The 19,638-nt window shown below is 72.3% G+C and carries 13 protein-coding genes; 2 read left to right on the forward strand and 11 right to left on the reverse strand.

Features of this window, described 5'->3' with window-relative positions; all coding sequences use genetic code 11:
* The first annotated feature begins 19 nt into the window (after nt 1–19).
* Nucleotides 20–385 carry an NTP pyrophosphohydrolase gene (locus ACFRFC_RS19410; protein ID WP_382690296.1) on the forward strand — a complete coding sequence of 122 codons (366 nt, stop codon included), beginning with the start codon at nt 20–22 and terminating at the stop codon, nt 383–385.
* 218 nt (nt 386–603) lie between these two features.
* Nucleotides 604–1,500 carry an alpha/beta fold hydrolase gene (locus tag ACFRFC_RS19415; RefSeq protein WP_382690294.1) on the forward strand — a complete coding sequence of 299 codons (897 nt, stop codon included), beginning with the start codon at nt 604–606 and terminating at the stop codon, nt 1,498–1,500.
* Between the two features lie 24 nt (nt 1,501–1,524).
* Here the strand turns inward: ACFRFC_RS19415 and fxsT are convergent, their stop codons facing one another.
* The 11 genes from fxsT to ACFRFC_RS19470 form a co-directional block, all read right to left on the reverse strand.
* Nucleotides 1,525–5,472, reverse strand: a complete 3,948-nt coding sequence (fxsT, locus tag ACFRFC_RS19420) for an FxSxx-COOH system tetratricopeptide repeat protein (RefSeq protein ID WP_382690292.1) — start codon at nt 5,470–5,472, stop codon at nt 1,525–1,527.
* Complete coding sequence (fsxC, locus tag ACFRFC_RS19425) at nt 5,469–6,788, reverse strand: FxsC protein (protein ID WP_382690290.1); 1,320 nt, start codon at nt 6,786–6,788, stop codon at nt 5,469–5,471. The genes fxsT and fsxC overlap by 4 nt, the downstream gene beginning before the upstream one ends.
* Nucleotides 6,785–7,474, reverse strand: coding sequence for a TIR-like protein FxsC (locus tag ACFRFC_RS19430; RefSeq protein ID WP_382690288.1), 690 nt, complete (start codon nt 7,472–7,474; stop codon nt 6,785–6,787). Before ACFRFC_RS19430 ends, fsxC begins: the two co-directional genes overlap by 4 nt.
* 253 nt (nt 7,475–7,727) lie before the next feature.
* Nucleotides 7,728–9,833: an FxsB family cyclophane-forming radical SAM/SPASM peptide maturase gene (locus ACFRFC_RS19435; protein WP_382690286.1), complete on the reverse strand. Its 2,106-nt coding sequence runs from the start codon at nt 9,831–9,833 to the stop codon at nt 7,728–7,730.
* 22 nt (nt 9,834–9,855) lie between these two features.
* Nucleotides 9,856–10,041: a hypothetical protein gene (locus ACFRFC_RS19440; protein ID WP_382690284.1), complete on the reverse strand. Its 186-nt coding sequence runs from the start codon at nt 10,039–10,041 to the stop codon at nt 9,856–9,858.
* Nucleotides 10,042–10,212: 171 nt separating this feature from the next.
* Nucleotides 10,213–12,174, reverse strand: coding sequence for a glycosyltransferase family 39 protein (locus ACFRFC_RS19445; protein ID WP_383112633.1), 1,962 nt, complete (start codon nt 12,172–12,174; stop codon nt 10,213–10,215).
* Nucleotides 12,175–12,255: 81 nt separating this feature from the next.
* Nucleotides 12,256–13,767, reverse strand: a complete 1,512-nt coding sequence (locus ACFRFC_RS19450; protein WP_382690281.1) for an amino acid permease — start codon at nt 13,765–13,767, stop codon at nt 12,256–12,258.
* Between the two features lie 179 nt (nt 13,768–13,946).
* Nucleotides 13,947–15,866 carry a 1-deoxy-D-xylulose-5-phosphate synthase gene (gene dxs / locus ACFRFC_RS19455; protein ID WP_382690279.1) on the reverse strand — a complete coding sequence of 640 codons (1,920 nt, stop codon included), beginning with the start codon at nt 15,864–15,866 and terminating at the stop codon, nt 13,947–13,949.
* 323 nt (nt 15,867–16,189) lie between these two features.
* Entirely contained in the window at nt 16,190–17,482 is a 1,293-nt protein-coding gene (locus ACFRFC_RS19460) for a sugar ABC transporter permease (protein ID WP_382690277.1), read from the reverse strand.
* Complete coding sequence (locus ACFRFC_RS19465; RefSeq protein WP_382690275.1) at nt 17,479–18,270, reverse strand: ATP-binding cassette domain-containing protein; 792 nt, start codon at nt 18,268–18,270, stop codon at nt 17,479–17,481. The genes ACFRFC_RS19460 and ACFRFC_RS19465 overlap by 4 nt, the downstream gene beginning before the upstream one ends.
* Before the next feature lie 209 nt (nt 18,271–18,479).
* Nucleotides 18,480–19,583, reverse strand: coding sequence for a sugar ABC transporter substrate-binding protein (locus ACFRFC_RS19470; protein WP_382690371.1), 1,104 nt, complete (start codon nt 19,581–19,583; stop codon nt 18,480–18,482).
* Nucleotides 19,584–19,638: the final 55 nt, after the last annotated feature.

The raw sequence follows: 19,638 nt of genomic DNA on the forward strand, positions 1-19,638 counted from the left end.
TCCGTGCGACCCTGGCCCCATGAGTGACGCCCTGCTGGTGATCGTGGACGGCGCGAACGTGGTCGGGTCGGTGCCCGACGGCTGGTGGAAGGACCGGCGCGGGGCGGCCGAGCGGCTGCGCGACCGGCTGGCGGCGGACGGGCTGCCGGGCCGGGCCGGGCCGATGGAGATCGTGCTGGTGGTGGAGGGCGCGGCGCGCGGCGTGGACTCGGTGGCCGGGGTGCGGGTGGAGGACGCGCCGGGCAGCGGGGACGACCACATGGTGGCGCTGGTGGCCCGCGCGGCGGGCCGCCCGACGCTGGTGGTGACGGCTGACCGGGAGCTGCGGCGCCGGGTGGCGGAGCTGGGCGCGGAGGTCACGGGCCCGCGTGCGGTACGGCGATAGGGGCCATGGCCACAAGGGTCGGAACCCTTCGTTTCGCGGGCCGTTCGGGGGGTGCGCGGCCGGGGCGGAGCAGGGCTTCGGCCCGGTTCTCGATATTCTGCGGTCAAGCCGGTGACGGGTCGCCACCGACGCGAGATGCTGAGCGGATGATGCCCGTAAGGTGCCCGTCGATCTGAGAAGATTCCGGCACCCTTGACACCGGTGGACGGGAGGCAGGAGTGGCGCGTATCGCGCGCAGCGCTGACGGGCGGGAGCTGGCGTTCGACTCCTGGGGGGATCCGCGGGGACACCCCGTCTTCCTGCTGCACGGCACCCCCGGCTCGCATCAGGGGCCCCGCCCGCGCTCGCTGGTGCTGTATCAGCTCGGCATCCATCTCATCGCCTACGACCGTCCCGGCTACGGCGGTTCCACGCGCCGGCCGGAGCGGCGGGTGGTGGACGCGGCGGACGATGTGCTGGCCATCGCCGACCGGCTGGGGCTCGGGCGGTTCTCGGTGGTCGGCCGGTCCGGGGGCGGTCCGCACGCGCTGGCGTGCGCGGCCCGCTGCACCGACCGGGTGGCCAGCGCGGCGGTGCTGGTGAGCCTGGCGCCGCCGGACGCGCCGGAGCTGGACTGGTTCGCGGGGATGACGGAGTCCAATGTCCGGGAGTACACGACCGCGCGGGAGAACCGGAGCCAGTTGCGCAGCACGCTGGTGCGCAACGCGGACGCGATCCGGGCCGACCCGATGGCGCTGCCGTTCGACCCGGACGACGAGCTGCCGACGGTGGACCGGCGGGTCGTGGCGGACGCCGGGATCCGCGAGATGCTGCACCGCAACTTCCGGGCCGGGCTGAAGGAGAGCGCGGACGGCTGGATCGACGACGCGATCGCCTTCAGCGTGCCGTGGGGCTTCGACCCGGCGGGCATCGAGGTCCCCACGCTGCTGTGGCACGGCGAGGAGGACGCCTTCTCGCCGGTCGGTCACTTCGACTGGCTGTCCCGGCGGATCCCCCGGGCCACCGTGGTGCTCCAGCCGTCGGCCGCCCATATGGCGGCGGTGCCGGTGCTGCCGAGGGTGCTGGGCTGGCTGCGGGAGCACGCCGGGTCGGACGCCACACCCACCTCGGCGTGATCCACGGGGCCCGCGCAGGCCGGGTCAGATCGGGTGCGGGTCCAGTTCCAGGCCCACCCGGCGGCCCGCCCGGAGCCGGACCACCCTGGAGTGGCCGGTGCCGAGTTTCGCGGTGAGGGCGTCGAGGCTGTCGCGGGCCTGCCGGTCGGCCTCGGCGGTGCGGCCGGTCTCCCGCATCAGGATCGCCAGGTTGCCGAGGCAGATCAGCGGGGAGGGGTGGTCGGGGCCGAGCCGGCCGCCGAGTTCCCGGTGGGCGTCGCGGTAGTGGTGCTCGGCGCTCTCCGCGTCGCCCAGCGCGGCCTCGGTGTTGGCGAGGTTCAGCCGGCAGTTCATGCTGAACGGGTGGTCGGCGCCCAGTGTGGAGCGCAGTGCGGCACCGGCCCTGAGGCACTCGGCGCGGGCGTCGGCGGCGCGGCCGACGGACAGCAGGTTGATGCCGTGGTTCACCGAGCAGGCCAGGGTGTTGGGGTGGGCCTCGCCGAGCGCGGCGCGGAACCGTTCGAGCAGTTCACCGGTCTCCTCGCAGGCCTCCTCGTGGCGTTCGGCCGCCGCGAGATGACCGGCGAGGCCGAGCCGGACCACCAGGGTCTCGGGCGAGGAGTCGCCGAGCCGGCGGCGGACACTCTCCAGCACGCTCCGGCTCAGCTCGATGGCCTGCGGCAGCCGGTCCAGGCGGCGCAGGGTGATGGCGAGGGCCTTGGCGGCCTCCAGGGCGGGCGGTGAATCGGCGCCCAGCTCGACGGCGGTCCCGTGCACCCGTTCAAGGGTCTCGGCGGACGACTCGTACTCCCCGCAGGAGCGCAGATCGCGGCCGAGGTTGATCATCGAGTACAGGGTGTAGGGGTGCCGGGAGCCGAGGGTGAGGGCGCGGTAGTCGTGGTTGGTCCGGTCGACGGACTGCGCCTCGAAGCAGTCGCCGGCCATGCGCATCGACACGGCGAGGTTGTTGGCGGCGAACAGGGTGCGGGGGTGGTCGTCGCCGAGCAGGTCGACGGAGCGTTCGTAGGTCTCGCGGTCGATCTCCAGGGCCCGGCGGACGTTGCCGACGGCCCGCAGATCGGCGGTGAGGCCGCCCGCCGTCATCAGGGTGTGGGCGTCGTCGTCGCCGAGGGCCTCGCGCTGCCGCTCGTACACGTCCTGGTCGATCTCCAGGGCCTGGTCGTACCAGCCCTGGGAGCGCAGCACGTTGGCGATCTCGAAGCGCAGATGGAGGGTCCAGCGGTCGCTGGGGCCGGCCTCCTTCTGCCAGCTGACCATCAGTTCCTCGCCGAGCGAGAGGGCCTCGATGTACTCGCCGCGACCGCGCAGATAGCGCAGCCACTCGGTCATCAGACGGCGGATGCGGTCGTCGAGGGAGTATTTCGTCCAGGGGGTCTTCAGGTGCGGCCAGATGGTGTTGTAGCGGGACCAGTTGGCGGGGCTCTCCACGTCGCCCTCGGAGGGGCGGGCGCCGCTGAGGACGTTGCGGACGCAGGCCATCGCCTCCTCCTGCTCGGCGTCGGCCATCGAGGACCGTACGGCGGCCTGGACGAGCCGGTGCACCTGGATGGAGCGGCTCTTGCGGTCGACCTTGGCGAGGGCGTAGCGGTGCAGCTGGCGGATCGCGCGGGAGACCATGGCGGTGCCGTCGGCGCCGGGCTGGAGGGCGCCGAGGATCTCGCCCATCTCCTTGCCGTTGACCAGGTCCAGGGAAATGGGGTCGGCGCCGAAGAAGGAGCAGAGCTGGAGCAGCCTGCGGGCGACCGGGGAGTTCAGCTGCTGGATGGAGAGGTTCCAGGTGGCGCCGACCTCGAGCGGGTAGGCGTCGGTGTCGGCTGCGGAGGCGAGCTGGGAGTCCAGCTGGACGAGGTACTCGCCCGCGTCCTGGCCGGTCTCGTTGAGCCAGGCGGCGGCCTGTTCGACCGCGAGCGGCAGATCACCGAGGGCGTCGGCGACCCGGGCGGCGTCCTCGGTGCTGATCGCCTTCACCCGGTTCAGCAGGTGTTCGACGCTCTCGGAGCGGGAGAAGACATCGACCTCGACGCGTTCGCCGATCTGTGCCCAGCCCTCGTTACGGGTGGTGATCAGGACATGTCCGCCGGGGGTGTTGACCAGCAGGCGTTCGATGGATTCGGGGGTGGTGGCGTTGTCGAAGATCAGCAGCCAGCGCGGGTGCTTGGCGCCCTGGCGCAGCGCGTCGCGCACGGTGTCGGCGGTGGCGCTGATGCTCTCGCGCTCCTCCAGGCCGAGGTGCGGGGCGAGTTCGGAGTACTGGCGCAGCGCGAGGTCGCCGAACTCGGCCTCGATCCACCAGACGATGTCGTAGTAGCCGCGGTAGCGGTAGCCGTACTCGGTGGCGAGCTGGGTCTTGCCCACGCCGCCCATGCCGTGCAGCAGGGTGGCGGTGCCGGTCTCGGCGAGCCGGTGGCGCAGGTGTTCGAGGAGTTCGCCCCGGCCGGTGAAGGTCGCGTTGCGCATCGGCACGTTCCACACGGGCGGTTCGGCGCCGGGGAAGCGCGGGCCGGTCCCGGAGGCGTCGGCGGGGTGCGCGTCCTGCACGGTCCGGGCGTCCAGGGCGCGCAGCAGGGCGCTGCGGGCCTGGGCCTCGGTCTTGTTGCTGAGGTGGATGGGGGTGCGGTCGGAGAACGGGTGGCCCAGGTGTACGTCGCTGACCCGCACGGGGACCAGGGTGCGCCGCGAGCCCATCGGGTCGGCGCCCGCGACGGCCTCCCAGACGGCTCTGGCCTGCGGGGACTTCTGGTAGGCGGCGGAGAGTACGGCGATGGTGCGCGAGGCGCCGCGCACCTTGGCGTCGGTGTCGTCGCGCAGCGGGATCCCGGCGCCGGTGCCGTCCTCGGAGCGGGCGTCGCCGACGGTGAACCCGGCGTCGCCGAGGACCCGGATGATCCAGTCGGCCCAGATCTGGTCCTCGGGCACATAGCTGAGGAAGACATGGGTGGGGTCCGGCGGGCGGCGCCGCACCACGGACTTGAGGTAGTTCTGCCGGTCCTCGTCGGTCATCGGGGCGAGTGCGGTGACCTCGCCCTCGGTGATGACCTCGGTGAGCCGTTCGCAGGCGGCGAGCAGCGAGGCGGGGGTGCCGGGTTCGTCGCGGAAGGTGGCGAGGATCTCCTCGTAGGCGTACGTCGGTTTGTAGGGGACCTCGACATTGCCCCAGTAGCGGCGGATGTCGATGCCGGGGGTGCGCACGAGGAGCTGGTCGAAGGTGAGGCGGACCTTGGCGCGGGCGGCCTCCAGGCGGTCGGCCTCGGAGTCCTCGACCCGCATCGGGACCGGCAGGATGCGGATCCGGCGCTCGCCGTAGGTGTCCTCGACGCGGCGGGCGACGGCGGCGGCGCCCTCGATGCTCTGGTCGTTGTGGGTGAAGCAGTTCACCAGGACATCGGGGAAGTGGATCGTGCAGATGTCGGAGATGTCGCTGAGCCCGGTGCGGCTGTCGATGAGGACATAGTCGTAGCCGCGCCGGAACTGGGCGCACAGGGCGTCCAGGAACTGGCCGCCGAACTGCTCGTCGTAGAAGCGGTTCCAGTTGAACTGGCTGAAGATGGAGGAGTAGTTACGGTCCTGGCGGCCGGCCGAGATGTAGTCGAGGCGGCCGTCGCCGAAGGTCCGGTGCAGCGGGGAGAGCGCCTTGGTGATGTCGGCCTGGCCGGTGATCCAGCTGGTGAGGTGGGCGGCCTCCTCGGCGGGCTGGCGGGTGCCGCCGAGCAGTGCGTCGACGCGCAGCATGTAGTCGTTGATCAGGTCGAGGACGCCGGGGCGGTCGCGCAGCGCGTCGGGTTCCAGGAAGGGCCGCAGGAAGCGGTCGAGGCCGGGGGCCTCCAGGTCCCAGTCGACGACCAGCACCTGTTTGCCCTGGGAGGCCAGGATCCAGGCGGTATTGGCGAGGGCCATGGTGCGGCCGGTGCCGCCTTTGTAGCTGTAGAACGTGACGATCTTGCCGCCGTCGGGGCGGGTGGGCACGCCGGTCACGAGGGGGCCTCCTGGTCACCCGGGGGGTGGGTGTCACCCGGGGGGTCGGTCCGGTCCCGGGCGAGCCGGGCGGGGCGGGAACGCAGCACGAGCTGCCCCGCGGATCTGGTCGAGGATCGTAGCGGAACCCGGTTGAGGTAGTGCTGGGCCGCGCTGTCGGCCAGCTCCATGAAGCGGGAGTTGAACGCCTCGGAGTGCGGGATGCCCTCGACGGCGGCGCGCTGGATGGCCCGGCCGCGGCTGAGCCGGCGCGGCAGCGCGGTGTGCAGCAGGGCGCGCAGTTCCCGGTGGGCGGCGCGGGTCTGGGCGTCGTCGGCGAGCGGGGTGAGGACGGTGACCCAGGGCAGGTCGCGGGCGTCGAAGGCGCGCAGCCGGTCCATCGCGCGCGGGTCGTGCAGGATCCACGGGTCGAGGATGAGCACCCAGGGGCTGCGGGTCTCGCGCGCGCCGAGGAACACCGGTTCGGCGTCGTCGTAGGTGCGGATCTCGGGGGCGAAGCCGAGGTTGCGGGCGAGTTCGGCGGTGCGTTCGGCGAGCGAGGTGCCGTAGCCGTCGCTGAAGGGCTGCCAGTCCCTCGGTTCGGGGCCGTACTTGGTGTCGCGGCGGTCGGGTGGCAGGTGGTCGAGGTCGGGGGCGAGCACGGCGATGCCCAGGGGGTGCCAGGAGGAGGCGGCGAAGGCGTCGGGCAGCTCGTCCAGGTCGGGCGGGGCGCGGAAGCCGGGGGCCGGGTCGGCGACCCCGCTCGCGGCGCTGACCACGCACTGGGCGATCCGGCGCACGCACTGGGCGTAGTCCTCGCGCAGTTCGGGGTCGCGGCGCAGCCCGTACAGCCCGTCGGCGGCGTACCGCTCGATAGCCCGCGCGCCGACCCGGACGGGGGTCGCGGGGCCCTTCGGCGCGGGCAGGGCGAGGTCGACGACGACCGGGCGGGCGGTGGTGGGGACGGGCGCCCACAGCACCGGGATGAGGGCGCCGGGCGGCTCGCGGTGGGTGAAGGCGTACCACTGCCGGCCGCAGGAGGGGTCGGTGAAGTAGCGGCGGGAGATCAGCGGGACGAAGCCGCGGGCGGCGTACAGGGCGTGCGCGGTGCGGTGGCGGCCCCGGTCGTCGGCGAGATGGCCCGCGCCGCCCGGGGAGAGGGTCCCGGTGCCGGCCATCCGGACGACCTGCTCGCTCAGGTCGTAGTAGAACTCGCGTACGTGCTTGTCTGCGGCGGGGCGGTCGGCTCCACCGGGGTTGGCGTGGTCGCTGTGTTCGCCGGGGTCGCCGGGGGGCTGTACGGGGGCGTAGCTGAGGAAGAAGTAGGGCGCGGTCATCGGTGCTCCCCCCTGGGTGCCGTCCCCGACGGCTGGGGCTCGGCGCGGTGCACGGCGTCGAAGAGGGCGTCGAAGAGGGCCGGGTCGCAGGGTTCGAGGCGGGCGCTCTCGGCCACCTCGACGATCTTCCGGGCGAGCTGGTAGACCACCCGGTTGGCGGTGGTGTGCCGGCCGCCGGTCAGCAGGCCGAGGAGCCCGTCCCGGGCGTAGTCGTCCCCGAGGTCCTCGTGGGTGTACTGGAGGTCGGCGTAGGGGCTGGGGACGTCCTCGGGCCGCAGCGGGTTCCACAGCACGGGGACGACGGCGTTGCGGGTGAAGGTGCCGCGTTCGCGCTGGAGCCGCTGGCGGAGCTGGAAGCACTGCCACTCCACCGCGCACCAGGCGCTGGTGAACAGCCTCGGCGACAGCACCGGCACCAGCACCTGGCAGCGGGCGAGGTGTTCCTTGAGGGCGTCCTGCCACCCGGCACCGAGGGCGGTGCGCCGGTCGAGGTAGACGGCGGGGATGTGGGCGTCCAGGTCGGTCAGCGCCATGACGTCCTCGGTGAGCTTCCCGTGGAACCGCACCAGCCGGCTGTCGGCGGGCCCGTCACTGTCCGGTACGTGCGGGGTGCGCCCGTAGCTGAGAAACCCGTAGGGGTGCTGGACGCCCCGCCGGGGCCGGGACCGCGCGAGCTGTTCCGTCATGGCCGGCCTCCAGGGGGGCCGGGGCGCTCCGCGCGGGGGCGGGGCCGGGTGAGGGGCCGTGGGGGGCTGTCCGGCCACCGGCGTGCCCGAGCGGCCCGCGACTGCCGGCCGGGTCGGCGGCGTACATCGGTGGATGTGGGGGAAGCCGCGCTGAAGGGCTTCATGTGCTCACCGTAGGACAGTTGGTGAGGTGGTGTCAGGGTCCGGGCAGGGGTGGGGTGGGTTTGTGGGGGCGGGGCGGTGGGCACCAGGGTCAGCCTCGCAGGACCGCGGCCATCCGGCGGCCGTGCGCGGTGAGGTGGCCGTCGGGGACCGTGCCCGGCGGCACGCGGTGGAGGTAGGCGGCGCGGAGCGCGTCGGCCGCCTCGTCGGTGGCGGTGAGGTCGAACAGGTCCGTGAGCGCGTTGAACTTCAGCTGCTGCACTCCCTCCACGAGCAGCCCGGCCAGCGTCCTGCCGTCCGGCGGCGGGGCCAGTCCGAGCGCGCCGAACGCCTGCGGGTCGGCGGCGACCTGTCCCTCGGGTGCCCCCTCCAGCGGGGTGCATGCCCACAGCAGGGCGCGGATGCCGGGCAGCCGGTGCCGGTGCCGGGTGCGGAGTTCTTCGGCGGCCTCGGTCAGCAGCCGGGTCCAGCGGGCGAGCCCGGCCGGGCCGAGGCGGGGCGCGGGCGGGGTGCCGAAGCCGTCGCGGTGCGGGTCGCCGTCCTCCAGGAGGACCGTGAACTCGGGGGTGGTGATCCGGCGTACGGGCTGCCAGGCGTGGGTGACGGGCAGTTCGGGTCCGCCGGGGCGGGTGGCGCGCAGCAGGGCGCCGTCCCGGGCGATGAGCGGGCCGTGCCCGACGGGCAGGGTGAGCCCGCCGTGGCCGGGCAGCTGGGCGTGGCGGCGGGGCGGGCCCAGGCTCAGTTCGCCGCCGGTGCGCAGGGCGGCGGCGAGGGCGATCTCGGCGAGCCGGTGGCGTACGGCGTCGGCGGGCAGCCGGCCTTCGAGGGCGCGTACGGCCCAGGTGCCGAGGTAGGGGTGGCGCAGGGTGTCGGCGGTGGCGGCGGGCCACTGCCGGTCGAGTTCGGCGAGGGCGCTCGCCTCGGGGCCGGGGTGGGCGCCGCAGACGGCGGCGATGAGCAGACGGCGGATGCTGGCCTCGGCGTCGAGCAGGGCGTCGAGCGTCTCGTCGTCGCCGTCCCCGGCGGCGAGGGAGTCGAAGCCGTGGGCGGTGAGGGTGTGCGGCCGGGCGGGCGGCGCGGGACGTGGGGCGCTGAGGACATGGCCGATGAGGGCGAACAGGTCCGCGCAGTACACCGAGGGGTTGTCGAAGCCCGTGCCGGAGCGGTGCCGGTGGCCGTAGAGCCCGCCGCCGCAGACGCGGACCAGGGCGCAGTCCTGGCAGGTGCGGCTGAGGGTCTCGGTGCCGCCGCGCTGGGCCAGGAAGCCGGGGTGGGCGGCGGCCGTGTCGAAGGAGTCGCGCAGGACGTGGAAGCCGGTGCCGGGGGCGTCCTGCGCGGCGGTCTTGAGCCAGTCGGCCTGTTCGATCTCGCCGTCGGTCTCGATCACCACCAGGTCGGGGCTGCCGAGGCCGAGTGCCTCGGTGAAGGACTCGGCGCCGTCGCGGCCGGCCTCGATGGAGTCGAACACCCGCACGGGGAAGGGGCGCCCGGCGGCCGTCCAGCGGTCGTAGACGGTGGTGAGCCAGTGGGCGTGGGCGGCGGGCCGGGCGGGGTCGCGGGGCGGTGGGTGGTCCCAGGTGGCGTGCGGCAGCAGGAAGTCCACCCTCGGCGGGCCGAGGGCGGCGAGCGCGTCGTACACGGCGACCGGGTCGTTCTCGGCGTCGATGGTGCACAGCAGTCCGGCGAAGGCCGCGCGGTGCGGCGGGGAGCCGATGAGGCGGACGGCCCGCACCACCTCGTCGTAGGAGCCCTTGCCGTTCGCGTGGACCCGGTGGCGGTCGTGGGAGGCGCGGTCGCCGTCCAGGGAGATGCCGGCCGTGATGCCCGCGCGGACCAGGGTGCGGCAGAACTCCTCGTCCAGGCGCAGCCCGTTGGTCTGCATCCGCAGATCGAGGTCGCACACGCCGTCCAGGGCGGTGCGCAGCGCGGTCGCGATCCGGGCGATCCGCTCGCGGCCGGCCAGCAGGGGCTCGCCGCCGTGCAGGATGACATGGACGCGGCCGAGTTCGGGGTGGGCGCGGGCGTGCTCGGCGATCCGGGACACCGTCGCCTCGATCACCTCGTCCGGGATGACCCGCGGCCTGCGCCGCCAGCTCTGGTCCGCGTGCTCGTAGACATAGCAGTGGTCGCACGCCAGATCGCATCTGCTGTGCACCTTGAGGACGAACTGGCGGAACGCGCGTGTCCCGGCGGTCATCGGCCGACGGTGTCCTGGCCGCTCAGATGCTGGAGTTGAAACTCGGTCCGGCGAGCCGGCGGGACGGCAGCAGCCGGTTCAGCGCCTGCCGGTCGACCGTGCTGCCGTCCAGCGGGGCGGCGGCGGAGTCGGGGACACGGGTGGTCAGCGCCGGCGCGGACGCCGCCACCGGTCCGTGCGAGCCGGACGTCTCACGGGTCTTCCACATCGGGGGTCTCCCTCGGGTCGGCGATGAGTGGAGCACGTCGGGTTCTGTGTGTCCATCATCCTGGCGAGTGACGGGGAGTGACAAGGGCCGCACACGGTCCTTCCGAGCCAGGTTGGGATACGTAACGCCCCATTCCGGTAGGGGAGTTGAGGTGTCGGTGGAGGGTGGCGGTCAGGGGGTACGGGCGTACAGGACCGCTCCGTCGACGCGCTCGACCTCCTCGTAGCGGGCGGTGAGCAGGCGGCGCAGGGTGGGGATCCGGTCGGGGGTGTAGGGCAGGCCCCGGGAGTCGTCGACGACCAGGGCGGGGGCGTGGGCGGCGAGTTCGGCGCGGAAGACGGGGAGGGTGCCGGGGACGGCGTAGCGCTCGCCGACCTGAGGGCCGTCCCGGCCGCCGCTGTAGTTGGTGAGCAGGCCGGCGGTGAGATAGCGGCTGGCGGGGGCGCGGTCGGCGAGCCAGTACGTCTCCGGGTGCATGCCCCAGATCAGGACCTTCTCGCCGGGGTCGGTGCGGCGGGCGGTGGCGTCGGCGAGGCGCTGGGCGTGGGCGAGTTCGGGGCGGGGGGCGAGCAGGCCCCAGGTGAGGAAGAGGACGCAGCAGCAGGCGGAGACGAGCAGGGTGCGGGTGGTGCGCTCGCGGGGTGCGTGCTGGAGCGCGGCGGTGGCCAGCAGGGCCAGCGGGGGCAGGAGTTGCAGATAGTAGTGGCCGAAAAAGTGAAACCCGGCGCACACCGCGGCGCCCGAGGCGGCGAGCCACAGCCACAGCTCGGCGCCGGGCCGCGGCGTGCGGGCCGTCTTGCGCGCGAGCAGCGGCAGCAGTCCCGCGCAGGCCGCCGCCAGGATCGCCGCGTTGCCCAGGCCGCGCAGCAGGACATGGAGTTCGGAGCCGGTGAGGGAGGCGTAGGCACCGGATCCGGTGACCGTCCAGAACAGGAATCCGGCCGGGTCGGTGAGCAGCGCGGCGGCGAGCACGGGCAGCACGGCCCCGGCGACGAGCCCGAGGAGGCTCCGGCGATCGGCGCCGGCGGCGCACCCGGCCAACCGCCGCCGCTCGGCGCCGGCGGCGACCCCGAGCAACGGCCATCGGTCAGCACCGGCCACGCCCCCGAGGGGGCCCCTGCGACCGGCCCGGGCGGCGAACCCGAGGGGGCCCCGGCGACCGGCCCCGACAGCGGACCCGCCCAACCGCCGCCCCTCGGCACCGCCAGCAAGCCCGACCGACCGCCGCCGCTCAGCACCGCCGGCGAGCCCAGCCAACCGCCGCCGATCGGCCCCGGCGGCGAACCCGGCCAACCGCCAGCGGTCAACCCCGGCGGCGAACCCGAGGAGGCGCCAGCGACCGACCCCGACAGCAGGCCCACCCGACCGCCACCCGTCGGCACCGCCGGCACTCCCAGCCACCCTCCTCCCCTCGGCACCGCCAGCCCGCCCAGCCACCCGCCGCCCGTCAGCACCGCCAGCCCGCCCGACCACCCCCCTCCCCTCGGCACCGCCAGCACGCCCGACCACCCCCCTCCGCTCGGTGCCCGTGCCGCGGTACCACAGCCACAGCACCGGCAGCAGCACCGCTCCCCCGGTCTGCTTGACGAGGAAGGCGGCGGCGACGGCGAGACCGGCGGCGGTCCAGCGGCGACGGTCGGCGCACCACAGGGCGGCGGCCGTGCAGGGCAGCATGAAGACCTCGAACCCGGCCGCCTGCGCGTCCTCGGGGTTCACCCCGATCGACACCAGCAGATACAGCACCCCGGCGGTGCCCCCGGCCCGGTCGCCCCAGCGGCGGCGGGCCAGCGACGCCAGCAGGACGGCGGTGAGCAACTGGGCGAGGACGGCCAGCACCCGGACGACGGTCAGGGAGTCGGAGCCGTCCAGCGCGAACGCCGCCTGGTAGAGGAGGGGCACCAGCGGGGGCTTGCGGTCGACGACGGTCTCGTACAGCGTGCCGCCGTGGGCCAGCATGCGGGCCTGTACGGCGAGATAGCCCTCGTCGGGACTCCACAGCGGGTGCCGGAACGACGGGACGCGGGTGACGCAGGCCAGTACGGTGAGCAGCGGCAGCAGCCGGGTCCAGTAGCCCGCCCGCGCGGTGGACTCGGCGGGTGACGGGGTCCGGGGGATCACGGAGGCGGCACACACGCTCCGTACGCTATCCGGCCCCGCACGCCCCGGCGGAGCGGGACATACGGGGCCGGACGGCATCGAAAAGATCGGGGAGCCTTACTCCACGTCACCACCGGAGGCCGGGACGGCGTCCTGCTCGCCGCGTGCCAGGCGGCTGTGGGTACGGCCGTAGAGGAAGTAGACGAGGGCGCCGAGGATCATCCAGCCGGCGAACCGCAGCCAGGTCTCGGCCGGCAGGTTCAGCATCAGCCACAGCGACGCGCACACCGACAGGATCGGCAGCACCGGCACCCACGGAGTGCGGAAGGCGCGGGGCAGGTCGGGGCGGGTGCGGCGCAGCACGATCACACCGATCGCGACGACCACGAAGGCGAACAGGGTGCCGATGTTGACCAGTTCGGCCAGCTCGCTGAGCGGGGTGAATCCGGCGACGATCGCGATGATCACCCCGAGCAGGATGGTCGGCCGGTACGGGGTCCGGAAGCGGGGGTGGACGTAGGAGAAGAACCTCGGCAGCAGTCCGTCGCGGCTCATCGCGAAGAACACCCGGGTCTGGCCGAGCAGCAGGATCATGCAGACGGTGGTCAGACCGACGGCGGCGCCGAAGCTGATCAGGCCCGCGTACCAGGGGTGTCCGGTGGCCTTGAAGGCGTCGGCGAGCGGTGCGGTGACGGACAGTTCGCTGTAGTGCTGCATGCCGGTCACCACGATCGACACGGCGACGTACAGGACCGTACAGATGATCAGCGAGCCGATGATGCCGCGGGGCATGTCGCGCTGCGGGTTACGGGTCTCCTCGGCGGCGGTGGCGACGACGTCGAAGCCGATGAACGCGAAGAACACGACGGACGCGGCGGTGAAGATGCCCATGACGCCGAAGTTGGAGGGCGCCCAGCCCACCAGCAGCTGGATCAGCGGCGCCCGGAGGTCGCCGCCCGCCGGCACCGGCTGGGACTCGGGGATGAACGGGTCGTAGTTGCTGCTGGTGATGAAGAACGACCCGGCGATGATCACGATGAGCACGACCGCCACCTTGATGGCGACGACGATGGAGGTGATCCGCGCGGACAGCTTCATGCCGAGCACCAGGATCCCGGTGAGCACCAGGACGAGCGCGGCGGCGAGGATGTCGAAGCCGAAGCCCACGGCCCCGTCCCGGCTGCCGAGCACCGCTGGCAGCTCCCAGCCCGCATTGCCGAGCAGCGAGGCGACATAGCCGGACCAGCCGACGGCCACCACCGCCGTGCCCAGCGCGAACTCCAGCACCAGGTCCCAGCCGATGATCCAGGCGGGCAGTTCGCCGAGCGAGGCGTAGGAGAAGGTGTAGGCGGACCCGGCCACCGGGACCGTGGAGGCGAACTCGGCGTAGCAGAGCGCGGCGAGCGCGCAGACGACGCCGGCCACCACGAACGCGAGCGCCACCGCGGGCCCGGCGTTGTTCTTGGCGACCGTGCCGGTGAGGACGAAGATGCCGGTGCCGATGATCACACCGACGCCGAAGACCGTCAGATCCAGCGCGGACAGGGATTTCCTGAGCGCGTGCTCGGGCTCCTCGGTGTCGAGGATGGACTGCTCGACCTTCTTCGTCCGGAAGAGGGTGCTGCTCACGGGGGTACCTCCACGCTTGTCGTCCCCGACATGATCGAGAGGGGGTGGCCCGCGCATGCCCCGGCACGGCCGCTGTCACGCGAACGGGCCGGTTCCATCACCCGTCTCGGTGGTGGAACCGGCCCGTTCGGGTGTCCCGGCGGCGTGCCGCCTCGGCATCCGTGCGACAGCCGTGCGTGTCAGTCGCGCGCGGCCTCGACCTCGCTGGCGGCGGCCTGTCCGTACTTGCCGTCCAGCTTGGCGACCAGCCCGGTGACCTGCCGGGCGATGTCCGGCGCGGTCAGCCCGATCTCGGCCATCACCTCGGCGCGCGAGGCATGGTCCAGGAACCGGGGCGGAATCCCGAAGTCCCGCAGCGGTACGTCGACTCCCGCGTCCCGCAGCGCCTGCGCGACGGCGGAGCCGACCCCGCCGACCCGCGAGTTGTCCTCGACGGTGACGACGACGCGGTGCCGTTCGGCGAGCGGGGCCATGGCCTCGTCCACCGGCTTGACCCAGCGGGGGTCCACGACGGTGGTGGAGATGCCCTGCTGGTCGAGGAGCCGGGCGATGTCCAGGCACATGGGGGCGAGGGCGCCCACGGAGACCAGCAGCACGTCCGGGGTGTCGGTGCCGGGCTGGCGCAGTACGTCCATGCCGCCGACGCGTCCCACGGCGGGTACGGCGGGACCGACGACGCCCTTGGAGTAGCGCAGCACGGTCGGCGCGTCCTCGACGACCACGGCCTCGCGCAACTGTGCGCGCAACTGCTCGGCGTCCCGGGGGGCGGCGATCCTGAGGCCCGGTACCACCTGGAGCATCGACATGTCCCACATGCCATTGTGGGAGGCGCCGTCGTCGCCGGTCACCCCGGCCCGGTCCAGCACAAACGTCACTCCGCACTTGTGCAGGGCGACATCCATGAGCACCTGGTCGAAGGCACGGTTGAGGAAGGTGGCGTACACCGCGAACACGGGGTGCGCCCCGCCGGTGGCGAGTCCGGCCGCGGAGACGGCGGCGTGCTGCTCGGCGATGCCGACGTCGTAGATCCGCTCGGGGAATTCCTCGGCGAACTTCTTCAGGCCGACCGGCTGGAGCATCGCGGCGGTGATGGCGACGATGTCCGCGCGCTCGCGTCCCAGCTTGGCCATCTCGTCGCCGAAGACGGAGGTCCAGCTCGCGGCGGACGTCTTGATGGGCAGCCCGGTGTCGGGGTGGATCGGGCCGATGCCGTGGAAGCGGTCGGCCTCGTCCTGCTCGGCGGGCTCGTAACCCCGCCCCTTCTCGGTGAGGCAGTGCACGATGACCGGCCCGTTGAACCGCTTGGCCCGGTTCAGGGCGGATTCCAGGGCCTCGATGTCATGCCCGTCGATCGGGCCGACGTACTTGAGGCCGAGGTCCTCGAACATGCCCTGCGGGGCGATGAAGTCCTTGAGGCCCTTCTTGGCGCCGTGCAGCGTGCCGTACAGCGGCCGTCCGACGACGGGCGTGCGCTCCAGCAGGTCCTTGCCGCGGGCCAGGAAACGCTCGTAGCCGTCGGTGGTGCGCAGGGTGGCGAGATGGTTGGCGAGGCCGCCGATGGTGGGCGCGTAGGACCGCTCGTTGTCGTTGACGACGATCACCAGCGGCCGGTCGCCGTCGGCGATGTTGTTGAGCGCCTCCCAGGCCATGCCGCCGGTCAGGGCGCCGTCGCCGATCACGGCGACGACATGGTCGTCGCGCTTCAGCAACTGGTTGGCCTTGGCGAGTCCGTCGGCCCAGCCGAGGACGGTCGAGGCGTGGCTGTTCTCGATGACGTCGTGCTCGGACTCGGCGCGGGAGGGGTAGCCGGACAGGCCGCCCTTGGCGCGCAGCCGGCCGAAGTCGCGCCGGCCGGTGATCAGCTTGTGCACATACGCCTGGTGGCCGGTGTCCCAGAGCACCTTGTCCTTGGGCGATTCGAACACCCGGTGCAGGGCGAGGGTCAGCTCCACCACGCCGAGGTTGGGGCCGAGGTGGCCGCCGGTCTTGGACACGGCGTCGACCAGGAAGCTGCGGATCTCCCCCGCCAGCTCCTCCAGCTCCTCCTGGCTGAGCCGGTCCAGATCACGCGGTCCCCTGATGCGGGTCAACAGCGGCACCCGTGCCTCCTTGCAGTAGAGCCGTTCGAGCGGTTGCCGGGCTCGTCGAGTCTAATCTTCCGCCCCGGGCCCCGATGCCCGGACCGTGCGTCATACATCACGCGATCGGCTCTACCCACAAGCACCCTTACGTATGACATACCAGTACCCCGACACCATGTTCGATGCCGGGGCACTGAAACCAGCTGGAGGGCCTCTTCTTGGATCGCCGGGCAACCACCACCCCCTAAGGGGCGCGGGGAACTGCGCGACCAGCCACGGCCGACCGGCACCCGGCACCCGGCACCCGGCAACCCACCGGAACCCCTACGGCGATCCCCCGATCAAGCCCGCCCCGCAGTCTTCTGCGTACGCCGGGTGACGGAGTCGATCACCACCGTGGTCAACAGCACACCGGCCGTGATCATGTACTTCACCGGCTCGGCGATCGACTCAAGCTGCAACCCGTACTGAATGGAGACGATCACCAGCACACCCAGCAGCGCGTTCCACGTCCGCCCCCGCCCACCGAACAACGACGTCCCCCCGATGACGGCGGCGGCGATGGCGTTCATCAGCAGATCCCCCGCGCCCGCGCTCTGGTTCGCGGACGCGATCTTCGACGCCAGGAACAGACCGCCGATCGCCGCGAACCCACCGGAGATCGCGAACACGGAGATCCGTACGGCGGTGACATTGATACCCGCCCGCCGGGACGCCTCGACGCTGCCGCCGAGCGCGAACACCTTGCGCCCGTACGACGTCCGCCGCAGCACGAAGTCCGTCGCGACCAGGAACACCAGGAAGATCACCGTCGCGAGCGGCAGCCCCTTGTACTGGTTGTACATAAAGGCGGCGGCGAAGGAGACGGCACCGAGCACCACGGTCCGCAGCAGCGTGTCGCTCATCGGCCGCGACGGCACCCCGGCGGCCTCGCGGCGCCGGTTCCCGAGGAACGACGTCACGAGGAACACACCGGTCACCAAGGCCGCGAGGCCGTACGCGGCGGCCACGTCCGTGAAGAAGTACGTCGTGAGGTTGCCGATCAGACCGTCGCTGTCGAGGTTGATCGTGCCGTTCTCGCCCAGCGTCTGGAGCATGAACCCGAGCCAGAACAGCAGCCCGGCCAGGGTGACCGCGAAGGCGGGGGCGCCGAGCACCGCGAAGAAGAAGCCGTGCGCCGCGCCGATCAGCGCGCCCGCGCCGATCGCGAAGAGCACCGCCACCCACTCGGGCCAGCCCTGATTGACCGCGAGGACGGCCGCGATGGCGCTGGCGGCGCCGCTGACCGAGCCGACGGACAGGTCGATCTCGCCGAGCAGCAGCACGAAGACGATGCCGACGGAGATCATGCCGGTGCCGACCATGGTGACGGTGATGTCACTGATGTTCTGGGCGGACAGGAACGCCGAGTTCATATTCTGGAAGACGACACAGATCACGATCAGGCCGATGATCACCGGTATCGAGCCCAGCTCACCGGCGCGGATCTTGCGCTTGAACTCGCCGAGGTATCCGGCGAAGCCCTGCTCGCGGACCAGCAGCCGCGGGTCGACGGCGGTCACCGCGGCCGCGGCGGCCTCGGGGTTCCCCACGGGCGTGGCGTCCGCCGGGGAGGTCTTGTCAAGGCTGCTCACTGGGATACCTCCCCGGTCGTGCGCGCCGCACGGCGGGTCACGGCATTGTCGGTGGCGCCGGTGATGGCGGAGATGATCTCCTCCTGGGAGGTCGTCCTGACCTCGAAGACGCCGTTGTTGCGGCCCAGCCGCAGCACCGCCACCTGGTCGGCGACGGCCTTGACATCGGCCATGTTGTGGCTGATCAGCAGGACCGCGAGGCCCCGTTCGCGCAGCCGCTCCACGAGGTCGAGCACCTGCGCGGTCTGCTCGACGCCGAGCGCCGCGGTGGGCTCGTCGAGGATGACCAGCTTGGGCTCGCCGAGCATCGAGCGGGCGATGGCCACGGTCTGGCGCTGACCGCCGGAGAGCGAGGCGATCGGGATCCGGACGCTGGGGATACGGATCGACAGCGTCTGGAGCAGCTCGCGCGAGCGGCGCTCCATCTCGACCTCGTCCAGCACCCCGAAGCGCTTCAGCTCACGGCCGAGGAACAGGTTGCCGACGACATCGATGTTGTCGCACAGGGCGAGATCCTGGTAGACGGTCGCGACCCCCAGGGACTGGGCGTCGTGCGGCCGGTTGATCGAGACGGCCCGGCCGTCCCATTCGATGACACCCTCATCGATGGGGTGCACGCCGGCGATCGTCTTGACCAGCGTGGACTTTCCGGCGCCGTTGTCGCCCACCAGGGCGACCACCTCACCGGCGTGGACCTCAAGCTCTACGTCGGTGAGCGCCTGGACGGCACCGAACCGCTTGGAGACCCCGCGCAACGCCAGCACGGGCGTAGCGGACACGTGAACCATCTCCTTCGCCGCCTGACCCGGCGGAAGGGTTCTGCAAAGACTGGGGGGACTGGTGGGGGGGAGGAAGATTCCGTCCGGCGCCCCGCACTGCTCAGCGGGGCGGGATACGGGGCGCCGGAGGAGTTCTACGGGCCGAGCGAGGCTCAGCCGAAGCCGAGCCGGTGATCAGCCGGTGCCGAGCCGAAGCCCGGCCGTTGCCGGGCCGCCGCTCAGCCGATGCCCAGCTCGTCGCACGCGGCCTTGTACTTGTCCGTGCAGATCTCGGCGGCCGTGTAGACGCCGTCCTTGATGACGGTGTCGTTGATGTTGTCCTGGGTCAGCGAGGTGACCGGGACCAGGACGGACGGGACGTCGGTGGCGCTGTCGCTGGAGACCTTGTCCTTGGCGACGGCGTCCAGCGGCTCACCCTTGGCGAGCGCGACGGCCATCTCGGCGGCGGCGTCGGCCTCGGGGGCGTACGGCTTGTAGACGCTCATGAACTGCTCACCGGCGACGATCCGCTGCACCGCGGCCAGCTCCGCGTCCTGGCCGGTGACCGGGACGTCGATTCCGGCGGCCTTCAGGGCGGTGATGATGCCGCCGGCCATGCCGTCGTTGGCGGAGTAGACGCCGACGATGTTGTCCTTGCCGATCGCCGAGATCGCCGCCTCCATGTTGGCGTTGGCGTTGTCCGGCGACCACTCCTTGGTGTCGTACTCCTTGCCGACGGTGACCTTGCCGTCGAGGACGGAGTGCGCGCCCTCCTTGAACATGGCGGCGTTGGGGTCGGTGACGGAGCCGTTCATCATGACGATCTCGCCGTCACCGGCCTTGTCGCCCAGTTCCGCGAGGAGTGCCTCGCCCTGGGTCTTGCCGACCTCGACGTTGTCGAAGGAGGTGTAGGCGCTGATCGGGCCCTCGGCGAGCCGGTCGTAGGCGACGACCTCGATGCCGGCGTCCACGGCCTTCTGCACGGAGTTCTTGATCGCCTTCGCGTCCACGGCGTCCAGGATCAGCACGTCCACCTTGTTGGTGATCATCGTGTCGACCTGCTGGGCCTGGAGGTTGGCGTCCTGGCGGGCGTTGTTGTACTGGATCTCCGCCTCGTTGTTCGTCAGCTCCTTGATCTTCTTCTCGATCAGGGGGCGGTCGAACTTCTCGTAGCGGGCGGTCTTGTTCTCCGGGAGGAGAAGGCCGACCTTGATGTCATTGCCCTTCGCGGCGGCGGAGCCGCTGGTGTCGGCGCTGTCACTTCCCGCTTCCTCGGCGCTGCCACAGGCGGCGAGCGAGACGGCCATCGCACCTGCGGCGACGGCTACTGCGGCACGACGCATACGCGTGTTCACTTCAGAAACCTCCCTGACGAGGCCGCGTCGTTGCGGCCGAGGT

This window comes from Streptomyces sp. NPDC056734 (assembly GCF_042790455.1).
GTDB lineage: Bacteria > Actinomycetota > Actinomycetes > Streptomycetales > Streptomycetaceae > Streptomyces.